The organism is Paenisporosarcina sp. P4_B8, from assembly GCF_056402175.1.
Genome location: NZ_JBFUHX010000001.1, coordinates 151,853 through 166,349, shown reverse-complemented (window position 1 = coordinate 166,349; position 14,497 = coordinate 151,853). Strand labels below are relative to the sequence as shown.

Here is a 14,497-nt window from a genome sequence, read left to right as displayed (position 1 = left end):
ATGCTAATTCACCTTTACATCTTTTCTCCGGTCATACCGAATCGTAAATGCCACTTTCACTTCAGATTTTGCAGGAACCGGTACAAAGATTTGTATATCGTTATCTTTCCGTTTCCAAGTGTGTGTTGATTCAACTACATCAAATATGCCATAGCTTGTGCCATGATTGATGATAAGTTCAATCGGGTTGTCTTTTTGATTGCGAATCAAGTATACGACTTCCTCATACTCATAGCCGTCTTTCTTGTATTTAGCCACAACATCACTTTCCACCGTGACATCAAAAGCTTCCCCTGATTTGATGCGGACTAGTTCGCCCACAGCCGTATGCGGGATGTAATCTTCTCCGATAAATTCAGAAGAACCGTCCTTTGGGTTTTCTTTGTACAATTTGAATCTCCCTCTTGGAAGTGGGAATCCAAGGCCGTTTTCCGCATCATTTCGGAACGTTAAGTACACTGTTGGATGGGCACTGTACGCATCCACTTCATATACCGTGTGCGATTTGATTTTGTAGGCAGAAAAAAGTTGAACTTGCTTTTGCTGTCGATTCTCCAGCGTCAATCTTTCAGGGAGCGTATATAGATAGTACTCTCCAAATGCCTGACGTTCCGGTTCCATTTCGGCCATGGCACTCTGCTCAAAACTCATCGTTTTTTGCATGGGAATTGGAGCTCGGTTCACTGTACCCGCCATTAGTTTTATTGTCGCATCGTCAAACGTCATGCCCGAGTTGTTCGTCATCGTTACCCAGCCGGTCAAATCAAAATCATTCTCCCTAGTTTGAGCCACATAGTCCGCTTCCCAACTTAGCCCCCGCGTTAAATACGTAACCCGTACATCTTCTGCGGTTTGTTCTTCAAAACGCCAAACGAGTGTGGGCTTTAACATCACTTCTTCCGGACCGTCCGGCAAGCGAATCTCCCCTTCTGCATCAAGAACAATTTCTCTTGTCAGCATGTCTGCAAGGACCAACCCATTTTGGACGCTTAACAGAAGGTACGTCTTTTCTTCGCCTGTTTTCTTATTGACGATTCTGATTTGATGCCCAACATATTTCTCCAGCAATTTGAGTCGATCCATCAAGTCATATTCGTAAGTAAGCTCTGTGACTTTTAGACCTTTCACCTGAACGGAATTCGATTCAATCCGTTGTGGTACGTCCGAATAGTAGATGATATGATCGTCTGAAAGTGGAGGAATGGAGCGGATTTCTTGAATTAACGCAAATCCAGCATTGTAAACCGTCAGCGCCAAGTCTTTCGTCAGGCTCGCTGGGATATTGGTCGGCATAAGAGACACCTCCTCGTTGTTTTTGGAAAGTATATCATGATATGCGTTAAATCCCTTTGCGATACGTTGTATGAAAAGCAAGGAAATTCCATTCTTTGAAACTCTCTAGATTATGCCTGAGGTTTCGGAGTAAAAATATTACTCTATTCGCTGTTGCTCCCTTTCTATTCGCGCTTCCACACTTATCGTTTAACGCACTGTCAGAATGCTATGGATAATTCATTCGATAACAATAGTAGTAATTGAAAAGCGACAGAAAAAGCCCTGCTGCTTACTCTACTTTCACTAGGGGCCATGTTGCTGACCAGTTTTTTTGCTTAACTCTATCAAAATATATTTGCGACCCTTCAAAATAAGGGGTGGGAGAGATTTTCATTGTTAATAAGTCTCTGACTCCATGTGGAGCGCATAAATGAAGTTCCCCTTTGTCATCAAAAGTTATGCCAATAGCTGTGGCTGTCTCTGGAAATTTTGACATCCCGTCTATGGAGGATTTATAAGGTTCTACCTTGTTCAAAGTATGCATTCTTGCTTGATTTTTAACGGACCAAGGAATGGTTGAGTCTAATTTAATTAGTTCTTTTTCATGGAGTTTTTCAATGTGTTCGTCCAAATTTTCCGAATCGAAATAAATGACATCCACATCTGGAAGTATGGTCTTTTCAGAAAACCCATGTAATTCATCCCATACTTTTGCTCTTATAAATCCAGCACATATCCACCAGTCGGGTAACTCCAGTGTAGCTGCTTGTCTGATAACATTCATCATCCACTCGTCATTAGAAATGGCTTCTACAATTTCTTGTTCATTTGATAATTTCATTTTGAACCTCTTTTAATCATTTTCATGGATCCTGTTTGCCCTCATCTACAGCCCCATTTTCTTCGCGACAATCACTTTCATGATTTCATTGCTGCCTGCATAAATCGACGCAACTGGAATATCTCGATAACGCCTTGCAATTTTATATTCTTCCATATAGCCGTAGCCTCCGTGTAATTGCAAGCATTCACCGGAAATCTTCTTGGCAGTTTCCGTCAGCCAATACTTCGCCATGGACACTTTTGAGACAATGTCTTTCCCTGTCATATGATTTTCAATCAACGATTCAAGGAATGAATGACCAAGTTCAACTTCGGTGCTCATTTCAACTAACTTGAATTGCGTGTTCTGGAACGCTCCGATTGGCTTGCCGAATGCTTTACGGGACTTCACATAGTCCAGTGTCATCTCGACCATATCTTCAGAAGCGGTTTGAGCTGAAATCGCCACCATCAATCTTTCCTGTTGGAGCTTCTCCATTAAATAAGTGAAACCCTTTCCTTCTTCGCCAAGCAGGTTCTTAGCAGGCACTCGACAATCTTCAAAGTACAGCTCTGCTGTATCTTGCGCGTGCATGCCGACTTTGTTCAGCTTGCGTCCACGTGTAAACCCAGCCATGCCTTCCTCGATTACCAGCAAGCTGATTCCGCGATGCTTCGGTTCAATTTGTGTATCGGTTTTCACCACAACTACAACTAGATCCGCATTGATGCCATTCGTAATGAAGGTTTTGGAACCATTTACGATATACGTATCACCATCAAGAACAGCAGTTGTTTGAATCGCCGCCAAATCAGATCCTGCCCCTGGTTCAGTCATGGCAATAGCGGTGATATGCTCTCCTGTTACACATCCCGGCAGCCAGCGCGCTTTCTGTTCGTCGTTTCCGTACGCTTCAATATAAGGAACCACGATATCATTATGCAATCCAACACCTGTCAGGCTCGCTCCAACACGTTCCATCTCTTCACCGATGATGACAGCGTATCGGAAATCAACTTCCAGTCCGCCATATTTCTCTTCAACTTGTGGACTTAAATAACCCATGTCGCCGAGCTTCCGCCAAAAAGATTTAGGAATCATACGGTCTTCTTCCCACTGTTCGTAATGTGGAGCAGCTTCTTTTTCCAAATATTTGCGAAGCGACTTGCGGAACATAACGTGCTCATCAGTTTCAAAACGGTATTTCCCCATCAAGACTCCTCCTTATTTTGGCTGCATGCGAATGGCACCATCTAAACGGATCACTTCGCCGTTAAGCATTGGATTTATTAAAATGCTTTCTACTAATTGCGCATATTCACTCGGCTTTCCTAAACGATTCGGGAATGGCACGGAACTTGCCAAGGAAACTCGTGCTGGTTCAGGCAAACCTTCGAACAACGGCGTTTCGATTAGACCTGGGGCAATCGCCATAACACGAATGCCGTCTCTAGCAAATTCACGGGCAATCGGTAACGTCATGCCAACGACACCGCCTTTAGAAGCACTGTATGCCACTTGGCCAATTTGACCTTCAAAAGCTGCGACGGAAGCAGTATTAATGATGACACCACGTTCCCCTTCTTCGTTCGGATTGTTTTGTTGCATCGCATGAGCAGCAACACGCAATACGTTGAATGTGCCGATTAGATTCACTTGAATGACTTGTTCGAAGAGTTCAAGTGCAAGCGGACCTTTCTGTGATACTACTTTTCCGGGCGTCGCGATGCCTGCACAACTTATCAACGCATTGACCTTCCCATAATGTGCCACTACTTCTTCTACATGTTGTTCAACTTGCTGAGCATCCGTGACATTTGTTTGAAAGTAAACTACTTGTTCTTCACCTAATTCTTTAACCAGTGCTCGCCCACGTTTCTCATTCAAATCAAAAATGGCGACTTTCCCACCCTGAGCGACCAATCGGCGCGTAGTGGCTTCTCCAAGTCCTGATGCTCCACCCGTTACGATGGCAATGACTTCTGCTGTTATCATGACTGTCCCTCCGATTCTGGCAATCTCTCGATAATAGTTGCGTTCGCCATACCCATCCCCTCACAAATCGCAAGAAGTCCATATCGTCCATTTGTGCGTTCCAGCTCATGCAACAAAGTGACAAGCAGTTTCGTTCCTGATGCGCCCAATGGATGACCGAGTGCTATTGCACCCCCATTGCGATTTAACTTAGACGGATCAGCACCTGTATCCTTTAACCAGGCAAGCGGCACTGGAGCAAAGGCTTCATTTACTTCATATACGTCCATATCTTCGATGCTGAGCTTTGCTTTCTCCAATACTTTTTGCGTTGCTGCAATTGGACCCGTCAGCATAAGCGTTGGATCTGATCCAACAACAACACGGGTATGAATGCGCGCACGAGGTGTTAGTCCCAATTCCTTTGCTTTTTCAAGCGACATTAATAATACTGCTGAAGCGCCGTCACTCATTTGACTAGCATTGCCTGCGGTAATTCGTCCCTTTTCATCAAATACCGTTTTCAAACCACCCAATGTTTCAAGAGTAGTTCCTGCTCTTGGACCTTCATCAACAGAAAACACCTCAGTTGATCCATCTTCGTTTGTCACTTCTATTGGTACTATTTCACTTTCGAATCGACCCTCCGCAATCGCCTGAAAGGCACGTTCATGACTTTGTACAGAAAATGCATCTAATTGTTCCCTGGATAAATCCCATTTTTCTGCAATTCGTTCGGCAGACAATCCTTGATTAATGATTTCGTATTGCTCCGTTAGTTTCTTGCTTGGTTTGGCGTCTCCAATATTTGAAAACATCGGTACCCGTGTCATGCTTTCAACACCACCCGCAATCACAATATCCATGTCGCCGGATGCGATTGCCTGTGCGGCAAAATGCACCGCTTGCTGGCTGGAACCACATTGACGGTCGATCGTCGTCCCAGGAACTTTGGTTGGAAAGCCAGCTATCAATCCCGCTGTTCTTGCAATGTTGCCTCCTTGTTCACATGCTTGAGAGACACACCCTAAAATGATGTCTTCTACGTCGCCTTTTTCAATTCCGGCCCGTTCGATTAATTTTCCCAATACAATTGCGGCCAATTCGTCTGGTCGCATTTGTGCAAATTTCCCTTTTCTCCGACCGACTGCAGTACGTATTCCTTCTATAATCACGACTTCTTTCATCGTTACACCTCTTTTATCGGAATTGAATGAATATTCACTCACTATTATTTTACAGAACTATCGTGAAATTTTCTACTCTCTTCTTAGAATCTTCTAAGTCTCAGGTCTTAGTAAAAAATGCATTCCTAGCCCGTTTGGTGATTCATGGCGAGTTGGTACGATTAACTTACAATTTGAAAGGAGAGACAAACACATGAAAAAATTTGGATTAATCGTAGTTGGGGTAATCGCAGGTATTGTGGCGCTTGTCAATTTAGGACCACTTTTAGGTCTTGCATTATCTGCGTTGCTTGTATTCGCAGGGATGCATTTTTATTTAAAAGGAGGATCTAAGTTGTCTAAAATTTCATGGATAGCGGTCGGAATTATTGGGCTACTGACAGCCGTTGCGAATGTGCCCGGTTTCTTCGGAATTCTGGCGATTGCTGGATTATGGTATGTCATTCGTGCATGGAAACAACAACCGATTACCTTCTCAGCTCCAATGACTGCAACATCTTCAGACCCTTTTATCAACTTTGAAAAACAATGGAACGAACTAAACAAATAGGAGGAAAAACACATGACAACATTATGGAAACGATTCAAGTATGCATTCGAAGCAGATCTGCACAACGTATTTGACAAAAAGGAACAGAAAAATCCCATCGCCATGTTAAATCAATATATTCGTGAAGCAGAAAAACAAACAGAACAAACGGGTAGGTGGATTGAACGCCAAGCGCAATTAAAAGCAGAACTTGAAAAAGAACTACAAGAGACTACAGAAATGCTGGCAAAACGCTCTTCCCAATTGGAGCTTGCTCAACAAACAAATGAAGGTGAATTAATTGATTTTGCAAAAGCAGAAGTTACAGCCTATGCGAACCGAAAAGACGTATTACAAGCAAGTATTACTCGGACAATTGAGGAATTATTTGGGCTTGAGCAAAAGTTCGAAGAAATGAAACACAAACTGAAAGATATGAAAGTTCGCCAGTTACAGTTAATGGGTAAAGAAAATGTCACTCGTGCCCATCACCAAATGGACCGCGTCCTTCAACCTGAAGCTACAAAGAACGGTGAAAAAAGATTATTGGCCTTTGATGAAATGGAACAATACATCGAACGACTGGGTCAACGCATTGAAATACAGCATGACGTATCATCCATGGAACGCAGATTGGAAATGCTAGAAAAAAAAGAACAACCTCAATCTGAAATTGTGTAAAATAAAGTAAAGAATTGGAGAAGGCGCCTGTCCTTCTCCTTTTAATTCATATAATACCTCCTTCGATTTACTTGTGGGAGAGGCTAAGCTGTTACGAAAAAGGAGGAATAGCTTTGCAACGTTTTTCAACTGAACGCATTACATTTTGGCTATTGGCTGCCTTGCTTCTTATATTTATCGAGGCGATGTTCTTCCACAATGGAAGTGTGTTATTCGTTCTTTTTGGTATCGGGTTAATTTATATTAGTTTACGCAGAAGAAGCCGCTTATTTTTCTGGAGTGGTATCGCTTCTTTGGGAATCGCCTTGCTTTCCATGTGGAGTTTACGCTTATTAATTGCCGCAACCATGGTGTATATTTTAGTGCGACTTTGGAAGGGTGATGAAACTCAACAAGTCATTGAACCATTCCTCAGTGATCTAGAAACACCGAACGCAATCATTCAGAACAAACTCTTTTCAGTTCAATCTACACCTTTCCAGGCATATGAATGGCAGGATGTTCACATTCAAGGTATTTACGGGAACATCACAATTGATACGACCCAAACTGTGTTGCCAAAAGGTACTTCACTAGTTTCCGTTCGACAAGGTATTGGAAAAATTAGTGTGGCCGTTCCTTATGAAATCCCTGTGCGAATCCATTACACAACACTACTCGGAGATGCTCGACTTTTTGGTTCCAGTAAAAGACGTTTATGGAATCAATCGATTGTCCTTCAAGATGGCTATGCAGAAGCTCAAGGCAACGCAACGTCTGAATTGGTCATCGCTGTATCGACTTGGCTTGGGGATGTAGAGGTGACTCGCAAATGAGTGGATTCATCGGACGCACTTTACTCTTATTTTTAATTCTCATCGCATTCGTTGTGGGGTTATTAACGTATATTTTAGGATGGCCTTCTTACGGAACATGGCTTCCTTTGTGGTCAATAGAAGAAGGGGATTTACCTATTTCCATATGGATGGCAATTTTATTGCTCAGCATCAGTATAGGCACCACTTTTTCCAGCACGCAGGTGGCAAGAAAAAGAGAACGAGCGATTGACAACTATTTACAGGTCGTCACGAATACTGATCAACAAAATGATAGATTGACTGCTCCAAAAGTTTCCCCCAAGTTAACTAAGACTTTGGGTGATGTAACAACGCTGATTACTACGCAAAAAAGAAGTTTGCAACGAATGTCAGACGAACGGGCAGAAGGCGAAGACAAGCGAATTCAGGAACGCATCATTCAGGAACGCCAGCGGTTAGCACGGGAACTTCACGATTCTGTTTCCCAACAATTATTCGCTGCATCCATGCTATTATCATCAATTACGGAACAGCAGGAAAATGACGTTCCCAAACCACTGGCACAAGCTGAAAAAATGGTCCAGCAAGCACAGCTTGAAATGCGTGCCCTTTTGCTCCATTTACGTCCTGCAGCGCTTCATAATAAATCATTGGCTCATGGCCTGGAAGAATTACTGTTTGAATTGCAACAAAAGGTGCACTTCACCATCCGCTTCCGACTTGAGGATATCTCCCTTTCCAAAGGTGCGGAAGACCACTTATTCCGCATTGCACAAGAAACGCTATCCAATACATTGCGCCATGCAAATGCCACTGAAGTCGACATTCTCTTTGTGGAGAGAGACGGCCTTGCTATATTCCGTGTACAGGATAACGGAATTGGATTTATGAATGATGAAGGCAAAACAGGTTCATACGGGTTGCATCATATTCAAGAACGGGCCGTTGAAATGGGTGGAACAAGCAAGGTTGTTTCAATCCCATCACAAGGAACGATAGTGGAAGTAAAAGTCCCGGTTGAGAAAGGATTGGAAACAGATGATACGAATCGTACTCGTGGATGATCATGAAATGGTCCGAATAGGCGTGTCCGCATACTTACAGGCACAATCAGATATGGACGTAATCGGCGAAGCTGTCAATGGTAAGGAAGCAGTTGATCTAGTACTGTCCCTGCGTCCGGATATCGTGCTGATGGATATGGTCATGCCCATCATGAATGGCGCAGAAGCCACGAAAGAAATAATTGCCCAATGGCCACAAGCGAAAATCATGATTGTCACGAGTTTCCTTGATGATGATAAAGTGTACCCTGCTCTTGAAGCAGGTGCTGTCAGTTATGTAATGAAGACATCCAAAGCGAAACAAATCGCCGATGCCATTCGCGATACATTGTCTGGTCAGGCGGTTTTAGAGCCTGAAGTCACAAACAAAATGATGAAACGAATGCGTCAAGGGCAAAGTCGTCCGCTTCATGATGAGTTGACGGATCGCGAACACGAAATCCTATTATTAATGGCTAAAGGCCGCAGCAATCAAGACATTGCAGATGAATTGTTTATAGCATTAAAAACCGTTAAAACACATGTCAGCAATATTCTTTCCAAGCTCGAGGTGCAAGATCGCACTCAAGCAGTCGTCTATGCATTTCAGCAAGATCTAGTTCCTAAAAATTAAAACAATCTTCCAGTTGGAAGGTTGTTTTTTATTTGCGAGAGATGTTTTCACCATTTAGCGGGCTGTTATACATTTTTTGGTGATATCTCCATTTCGCGAGTCGTTATCGAGATTTCACGATGGTTTATCTACATTTCGGCAAGCGATATCTACATTTCACTAAACTTTATCTAGAATTCGTACTCTCATTTCAAAAATTCATCTTTTCCACACAATTTGGACGCGTTCGTGATGGTGGCAGTTGGTTTCCAAACTGGCCACATTTTTTTGGTGATATCTCCATTTCGCGAGTCGTTATCGAGATTTCACGATGGTTTATCTACATTTCGGCAAGCGATATCTACATTTCACTAAACGTTATCTAGAATTCGTACTCTCATATCAAAAATTCATCTTTTCCACACAATTTGAACGCGCTTATGATGGTGGCAGTTGGTATCCCAACTGGCCACATTTTTTGGTGATATCTCCATTTCGCGAGTCGTTATCGAGATTTCATGATGATTTATCTACATTTCGGCAAGCGATATCTACATTTCACTAAACTTTATCTAGAATTCGTACTCTCATTTCAAAAATTCATCTTTTCCACACAATTTGGACGCGTTCGTGATGGTGGCAATTGGTATCCCTACTGGCCACATTTTTTTTGGTGATATCCCCATTTCGCGAGTCGTTATCGAGATTTCACGATGGTTTATCTACATTTTGGCAAGCGATATCTACATTTCACTAAACTTTATCTAGAATTCGTACTCTTATATCAAAAATTCATCTTTTCCACACAATTTGAACGCGCTAGTGATGGTGGCAGTTGGTATCCCAACTGGCCACATTTTTTGGTGATATCCCCATTTCGCGAGTCGTTATCGAGATTTCACTATGGTTTATCTACATTTCGGCAAGCGATATCTACATTTCACTAAACTTTATCTAGAATTCGTACTCTCATATCAAAAATTCATCTTTTCCACACAATTTGAACGCGCAAAAAAAATGACTTTGACATTGTTTCTGTCAAAGTCACCACTTCTATGCTTTAATTACTCCGATACGGCCGTCACTTTATTCAATGCAAAAATAATGCCTGCGTGAACCCCTTCATGCCAGATAGCAAATTGAATAACTGCCTCAACCGTTGCCATGTCATGGAATTTCCCTAAGGACATTACATCTGGCATTTGTTGATCTAGTTTTCCAGTCAGGAATTCTTTGACTCTAGCAGGTTGTTCTGCCAAAGCACTCAGCAATTGCTCGTTCGTTGGTGGGGCCTCTGTCCAATCGGATGGCTTTGTTCCAGTTCCAAATAACTTAGCCCATTCAGGATGAACAACCTCATATTCAGGCAATCCACGATGAACTAAATTTTCCATCGATACAAAAATATGACCGACGTGCCAACGGATTGTATTGTGAAACCCTTCAGGTTGGATATCCCATTGTTCATCCTTTACTGATTGCAAATGCCCTTGCGTATAAATTCGTGCAAAGTTTAATTGACCTAATGTCTCCATGTCATTACCCCTTTTAGATTCAGTATCAATTAAGCGTAGCTGAATCTCTTACAAAAGGAAACAGAAAAATTCAATACCATGTTTTATTCAAACGCCACATTATGTTGGGCGGAATCCTGATTTGTCCACGTAATGACTGTTCTAGGAGAGATGGTATGCTTTCTTCACTAAAAGCATAATCGGCAATTTCGAGTTTGTCTTCCCCGGAATTTGAAGCGCCTTCTCCCACATTCACTTTCATCTTCATCACCGGATGCGGTTCACAGTAAACCTACAACTCTCTAGTTGAGGTCTTGGGTCCAACATCATTTCTCTATTTATGGAAAAAAACAGCAACTCCTATTATGGAGTTGCTGTTTTACTAGTTAAGGTCGAAATGGATCATCTTTTGGTTTCGTGCTGTTCCAGCTATCATGAGCGTCCTTGTTGAATGAAGATCCTTCATTTGGTGGAGTTTCATCGTATGGATAAACTTCATCCGGTGAAGGCGTGTTATACCCTTCATCAACTGGTTTCACTGGGATAGCAGGATTCACTTCATCTACATGGGGTGTAAACCCACGTAAACTTTGTTCTTTATTTTTCTCGGGTTGGAAAGATTCTTTCAATGATTCTTTAATTGTTTCTTTTTCAGCTTTATAGTTTTCTTTTGACACTTCAGCGTCTTGTAAACTCTTTTCCATCTTGCTTAAATATCGAGCAGCATGTTCGCGTCCGCCTAGACCAAATGCAAGACCGAATGCCAATGCCACGCCGCCTAAGATTAGGATAAACGCAGAGTTAATAATCGAAGCTGCAATGCCCAACTGATCTAAAGCCATAAAGAATGCGAATGCAAGAATTGCATATTTGGCAACGTAACGTAATACGTGTGGTGTTCCTGAAGAATGACTCATCACACTGCCAACTAATTGTTCTGCCATATTTGCTAACCAGAATCCAACTGCCAAAATGATGATAGCTGCAATTACTGATGGCAAGTATGCAAAAATACCAGTTGCTAATGTTACCATAAATTCAAGTTCAAGTAGTTGTAGGGCTTCTACAACAAACAATAAGATAATGATAACTTGTACGACTGTACCGAGTAATGTAGCGAAAGATGGAGCTGAACCAGCACCTGATTTGAAGCCCATTTTTCCGAAAATTGAATTGACACCCAATTTTTCTAGCAATGAAACTACAATGTCTTTCACCCATTTAGCTGCAACAATTCCCACCAATACAAGAATGATAGCAATTGCGATTTTCGGCAACATAGCCAAAATATCGTTTAACATACCAACTGCAGGACCAGAAATTCCATCTAAATCCAAAATCTCTAGTGCAGTGATGGATACTGGAATCATGATAAGAATAAACGCGATTATTCCTACAACTTTGGAAATACTTGTCCCTTCAAAGAAAGAAGAAATGTTCAAGCGATCTGCCAAGCGGTCTGCACCAGCTGATTGTAAAAACTTTTCTAGTAAATTACGAACTAGTTTCGCAACAAACCAACCAATAAAGAATACAACTGCCGCAGATACTAGCTTCGGAATAAAGTTGAAGAAGCTAGCAAGCATTCCTTCAAACGGTCCACTTAATCCATCAATTCCAAGAGCATTTAGTACCGCTGGAATGAAGAGTAAGAAAATAAGATAATAAGCAACGTTAGCTGCTGTATCAGTCCATTTAGCTTGATCGGCAGGATTTGGTTCCATACCTGTTTTCGCAACATATTTGTTCAGGTTCAGCTTGTTGCCGGCCATTTGAATGACTTTCTTAACAACTGTTGCTAAGACCCAAGCAAATAATAAGATTAAACCGGCTTTCAAAATGTTAAGGAAAGCACCTGTTAAGCCTGAATACATGGAAACAAACGGCATTGCCATTGCATTCAAGTTTAGAATATTGAAGAATAATACAAATGCTAGAATTAGCACGACGAAGAATACGACTTTACTGATAATCTTTTCGACTGTCCATTTTTCGTTTTTATTTCCTAATCGCTCATTAACACGAGCTTTGCGTAACATTTTGTAAGTAAGATTTTCTAAGAACTTTGCCACGAAAAATCCGATTAATAATACCAATAAAGCTAGCAAAAGTTCTGGTAAAAATGAGAGAGTATCTCTCCAATAGTAACGATCCATCATAGCGTGTCCTCCTTTGAAATTTCAAAATTATTTGTCTTGCATGACAATCTTCATTTACCCTTTGCATTTCTTTTTAAACGCTTCACTCGCATCTTTCTCCCCGTAAATAATCAGTACATCCTGTTTTTCCAATACTTCATCAGCCGATGGGTTGCTTATGAGTTCTTCACCTCGGCGGATGGCCAAAACCGTCACGCCCATCTCGTTTCGAATCGCAGAATCTTTTAGGGATTTTCCAATGTAAGTACATGCTTCCTCAAGCGCCACTTCTTCCAATGATTGTTTCTTTTCTTTTGTATGAATGAGTAAATTGACTAAATCTGTACTTTCTGGGCGCAATACAGAACTCACCAATTCCCTGCCACCAATAGTGGAAGGGTTTATTACTCGACTGGCACCAGCACGCAATAATACTTCTTCGGAGCCTGCATTTTCTGCGCGAGCAACTACTTCAATCTTTTCATTTAAAGCTTTAGCCTTGATGGTGATAAACACATTGTCTGAATCACTCGGTAACGTCGCAATCAAGCCTCGTGCTTTTGCCACATTAGCTTCTTTCAAGATATTTTCCTGCAACGGACTTCCAACAATGCGAAGTGTCCCATCCGCCAAATAGTCCACCATTTCTTCTTCTGAGTCATGAATATAGACGACTGGGACATCCTCTTCTTTTAACTGCTCGTAAACCTGTCTTCCCACTCGACCCAACCCGCATACGACGATATGATCTTCCAAATTTTTAATAGCATGTTCCATTCGTTTATTCCACACCTTTACTGAAAGTTGATGTTCAATGAAATAAGAAGCGACAGCCCCCATTGCGTAAGTGACAAAAGCCACACCAAGGGGAATCAGTAATAAAGCAAACTTTTGCCCAGCTTCTGTCTCGGGAACAATGTCTCCATAACCCACCGTCATCAGAGAAATGATGGTCAAATAAAAAGCATCGAATAATTTGAGGTTTTCCAATACCATGAAGCCGGCTGTTGCCACAGCGATTAATACGATCAAGCCGATTATGGCAAAAAGTATATGTCGAAAACGAATTCGTAAGTCCATCCATTTGGATGTATTCATTAATTCACCTGCTCATTTTTATTGTTATTGCCTATACTTTTACCCTCTCGCAAACCTTTTAACACGAATTTCGTCCATTTAGTGAGGTGGAAATTACATGAAAAAGTGGACTGTTATCTTTTCCTTGATATCTATCTTCTTTCTACTGTGGATTGAACAAGGACTTGAAGTATCCTATGTATGGAAAACACTTGCAAAAGTAATGGTTTTCGTAGTATTCCCTGTACTTTTATTAAGAGGATATAAATTGGAATTTCTTCAAATAAGAAAAACACAAAAAAAGAGTATTTATCTGGCATTGGGTTTAGGGATAGTGGTTGCAGGTACAGTCTTAAGTGCATTCATGTTGTTAAATGATTCAATTGACTTGGTCGCGTTGCAAATAGACTTGGAAACTCGGGTTGGAGTCACTGCTTCAGTATTTCCTTTTGTCGCAGTTTACATATTGTTAGGCAATTCTTTTTTGGAGGAATTTTTCTTTCGCGGCCTACTTGCGGATTTATTAAGAGATTCCAAGTTAAAGTGGTTCTTGCCGAGCCTCTTTTTCGCTATTTACCACATTGCGATTTTCCTGCCGTGGTTCGATTGGCCAATGTTAATCTTAGCAGTAGCCGGTCTCTTTATTGGTGGTCTGATATTCCAATGGATTAATGAAAAAAGTGGGACCATTTATCCTTCTTGGATCATTCATATATTTGCGGATATAGGTATATTGCTTATCGGTATTTATATGTTTTATTTCAATTAGACTCTGCTATCTTATAAAAAAAGGGAATCGACTCCCTTCCCGCGAACTTTTCAATAAAAAAAACGTGAGGGAATCAA

The 14,497-nt window shown here is 41.5% G+C and carries 14 protein-coding genes; 6 read left to right on the top strand and 8 right to left on the bottom strand.

Going from position 1 to position 14,497, the window contains the following annotated elements:
* Window positions 1-3 precede the first annotated feature (3 nt).
* The 5 genes from AC1DSK_RS00850 to AC1DSK_RS00830 form a co-directional block, all read right to left on the bottom strand.
* On the bottom strand, window positions 4-1,293 hold the full coding sequence (locus AC1DSK_RS00850) for a DUF4139 domain-containing protein (RefSeq protein WP_477546184.1): 1,290 nt from the start codon (window positions 1,291-1,293) through the stop codon (window positions 4-6).
* A gap of 271 nt (window positions 1,294-1,564) precedes the next feature.
* Window positions 1,565-2,116, bottom strand: coding sequence for a nucleotidyltransferase family protein (locus AC1DSK_RS00845; RefSeq protein ID WP_477546183.1), 552 nt, complete (start codon window positions 2,114-2,116; stop codon window positions 1,565-1,567).
* Between the two features lie 45 nt (window positions 2,117-2,161).
* Window positions 2,162-3,310 (bottom strand): acyl-CoA dehydrogenase family protein, encoded by a 1,149-nt coding sequence (locus AC1DSK_RS00840; RefSeq protein ID WP_477546182.1) that lies wholly within the window; start codon window positions 3,308-3,310, stop codon window positions 2,162-2,164.
* 12 nt (window positions 3,311-3,322) lie between these two features.
* Window positions 3,323-4,093, bottom strand: a complete 771-nt coding sequence (locus AC1DSK_RS00835) for a 3-hydroxyacyl-CoA dehydrogenase (RefSeq protein ID WP_477546181.1) — start codon at window positions 4,091-4,093, stop codon at window positions 3,323-3,325.
* Window positions 4,090-5,259, bottom strand: a complete 1,170-nt coding sequence (locus tag AC1DSK_RS00830) for a thiolase family protein (protein ID WP_477546180.1) — start codon at window positions 5,257-5,259, stop codon at window positions 4,090-4,092. Before AC1DSK_RS00830 ends, AC1DSK_RS00835 begins: the two co-directional genes overlap by 4 nt.
* Window positions 5,260-5,452: 193 nt before the next feature.
* On the opposite strand from AC1DSK_RS00830, the gene AC1DSK_RS00825 reads away from it, so the two are divergent.
* The 5 genes from AC1DSK_RS00825 to AC1DSK_RS00805 all read left to right on the top strand — a co-directional run bounded on the left by AC1DSK_RS00825 (window position 5,453) and on the right by AC1DSK_RS00805 (window position 8,943).
* The gene (locus AC1DSK_RS00825; RefSeq protein ID WP_477546179.1) at window positions 5,453-5,809 is read left to right on the top strand and encodes a lmo0954 family membrane protein; all 357 of its coding nucleotides are present in this window, start codon (window positions 5,453-5,455) and stop codon (window positions 5,807-5,809) included.
* Window positions 5,810-5,821: 12 nt separating this feature from the next.
* On the top strand, window positions 5,822-6,469 hold the full coding sequence (locus AC1DSK_RS00820) for a PspA/IM30 family protein (RefSeq protein WP_477546178.1): 648 nt from the start codon (window positions 5,822-5,824) through the stop codon (window positions 6,467-6,469).
* Window positions 6,470-6,582: 113 nt separating this feature from the next.
* Entirely contained in the window at window positions 6,583-7,284 is a 702-nt protein-coding gene (gene liaF, locus AC1DSK_RS00815) for a cell wall-active antibiotics response protein LiaF (protein WP_477546177.1), read from the top strand.
* Window positions 7,281-8,330: a sensor histidine kinase gene (locus tag AC1DSK_RS00810; protein ID WP_477546176.1), complete on the top strand. Its 1,050-nt coding sequence runs from the start codon at window positions 7,281-7,283 to the stop codon at window positions 8,328-8,330. Before liaF ends, AC1DSK_RS00810 begins: the two co-directional genes overlap by 4 nt.
* Complete coding sequence (locus AC1DSK_RS00805; RefSeq protein WP_016428406.1) at window positions 8,305-8,943, top strand: response regulator transcription factor; 639 nt, start codon at window positions 8,305-8,307, stop codon at window positions 8,941-8,943. Before AC1DSK_RS00810 ends, AC1DSK_RS00805 begins: the two co-directional genes overlap by 26 nt.
* 1,043 nt (window positions 8,944-9,986) lie before the next feature.
* Here AC1DSK_RS00805 and AC1DSK_RS00800 read toward each other — a convergent pair.
* The 3 genes from AC1DSK_RS00800 to AC1DSK_RS00790 form a co-directional block, all read right to left on the bottom strand.
* Entirely contained in the window at window positions 9,987-10,457 is a 471-nt protein-coding gene (locus AC1DSK_RS00800; RefSeq protein ID WP_477546175.1) for a DinB family protein, read from the bottom strand.
* A gap of 365 nt (window positions 10,458-10,822) precedes the next feature.
* On the bottom strand, window positions 10,823-12,595 hold the full coding sequence (locus AC1DSK_RS00795; RefSeq protein WP_477546174.1) for a mechanosensitive ion channel: 1,773 nt from the start codon (window positions 12,593-12,595) through the stop codon (window positions 10,823-10,825).
* A 54-nt stretch (window positions 12,596-12,649) separates the two neighbouring features.
* Window positions 12,650-13,672 (bottom strand): potassium channel family protein, encoded by a 1,023-nt coding sequence (locus AC1DSK_RS00790; RefSeq protein WP_477546173.1) that lies wholly within the window; start codon window positions 13,670-13,672, stop codon window positions 12,650-12,652.
* Window positions 13,673-13,769: 97 nt separating this feature from the next.
* Here AC1DSK_RS00790 and AC1DSK_RS00785 point away from each other — a divergent pair, with 97 nt between their 5' ends.
* Window positions 13,770-14,420 (top strand): CPBP family intramembrane glutamic endopeptidase, encoded by a 651-nt coding sequence (locus AC1DSK_RS00785; RefSeq protein ID WP_477546172.1) that lies wholly within the window; start codon window positions 13,770-13,772, stop codon window positions 14,418-14,420.
* Window positions 14,421-14,497 lie beyond the last annotated feature (77 nt).

Bases quoted from the DNA above. Each gene is read 5' to 3' on its own strand.
- AC1DSK_RS00825 (WP_477546179.1), top strand. From the start codon at position 5,453: ATGAAAAAATTTGGATTAATCGTAGTTGGGGTAATCGCAGGTATTGTG.
- AC1DSK_RS00835 (WP_477546181.1), bottom strand. From the start codon at position 4,093: ATGATAACAGCAGAAGTCATTGCCATCGTAACGGGTGGAGCATCAGGA.
- AC1DSK_RS00795 (WP_477546174.1), bottom strand. From the start codon at position 12,595: ATGATGGATCGTTACTATTGGAGAGATACTCTCTCATTTTTACCAGAA.
- AC1DSK_RS00790 (WP_477546173.1), bottom strand. From the start codon at position 13,672: ATGAATACATCCAAATGGATGGACTTACGAATTCGTTTTCGACATATA.
- AC1DSK_RS00800 (WP_477546175.1), bottom strand. From the start codon at position 10,457: ATGGAGACATTAGGTCAATTAAACTTTGCACGAATTTATACGCAAGGG.
- AC1DSK_RS00840 (WP_477546182.1), bottom strand. From the start codon at position 3,310: ATGGGGAAATACCGTTTTGAAACTGATGAGCACGTTATGTTCCGCAAG.
- AC1DSK_RS00805 (WP_016428406.1), top strand. From the start codon at position 8,305: ATGATACGAATCGTACTCGTGGATGATCATGAAATGGTCCGAATAGGC.
- AC1DSK_RS00830 (WP_477546180.1), bottom strand. From the start codon at position 5,259: ATGAAAGAAGTCGTGATTATAGAAGGAATACGTACTGCAGTCGGTCGG.
- AC1DSK_RS00820 (WP_477546178.1), top strand. From the start codon at position 5,822: ATGACAACATTATGGAAACGATTCAAGTATGCATTCGAAGCAGATCTG.
- AC1DSK_RS00810 (WP_477546176.1), top strand. From the start codon at position 7,281: ATGAGTGGATTCATCGGACGCACTTTACTCTTATTTTTAATTCTCATC.
- AC1DSK_RS00785 (WP_477546172.1), top strand. From the start codon at position 13,770: ATGAAAAAGTGGACTGTTATCTTTTCCTTGATATCTATCTTCTTTCTA.
- AC1DSK_RS00850 (WP_477546184.1), bottom strand. From the start codon at position 1,293: ATGCCGACCAATATCCCAGCGAGCCTGACGAAAGACTTGGCGCTGACG.
- AC1DSK_RS00845 (WP_477546183.1), bottom strand. From the start codon at position 2,116: ATGAAATTATCAAATGAACAAGAAATTGTAGAAGCCATTTCTAATGAC.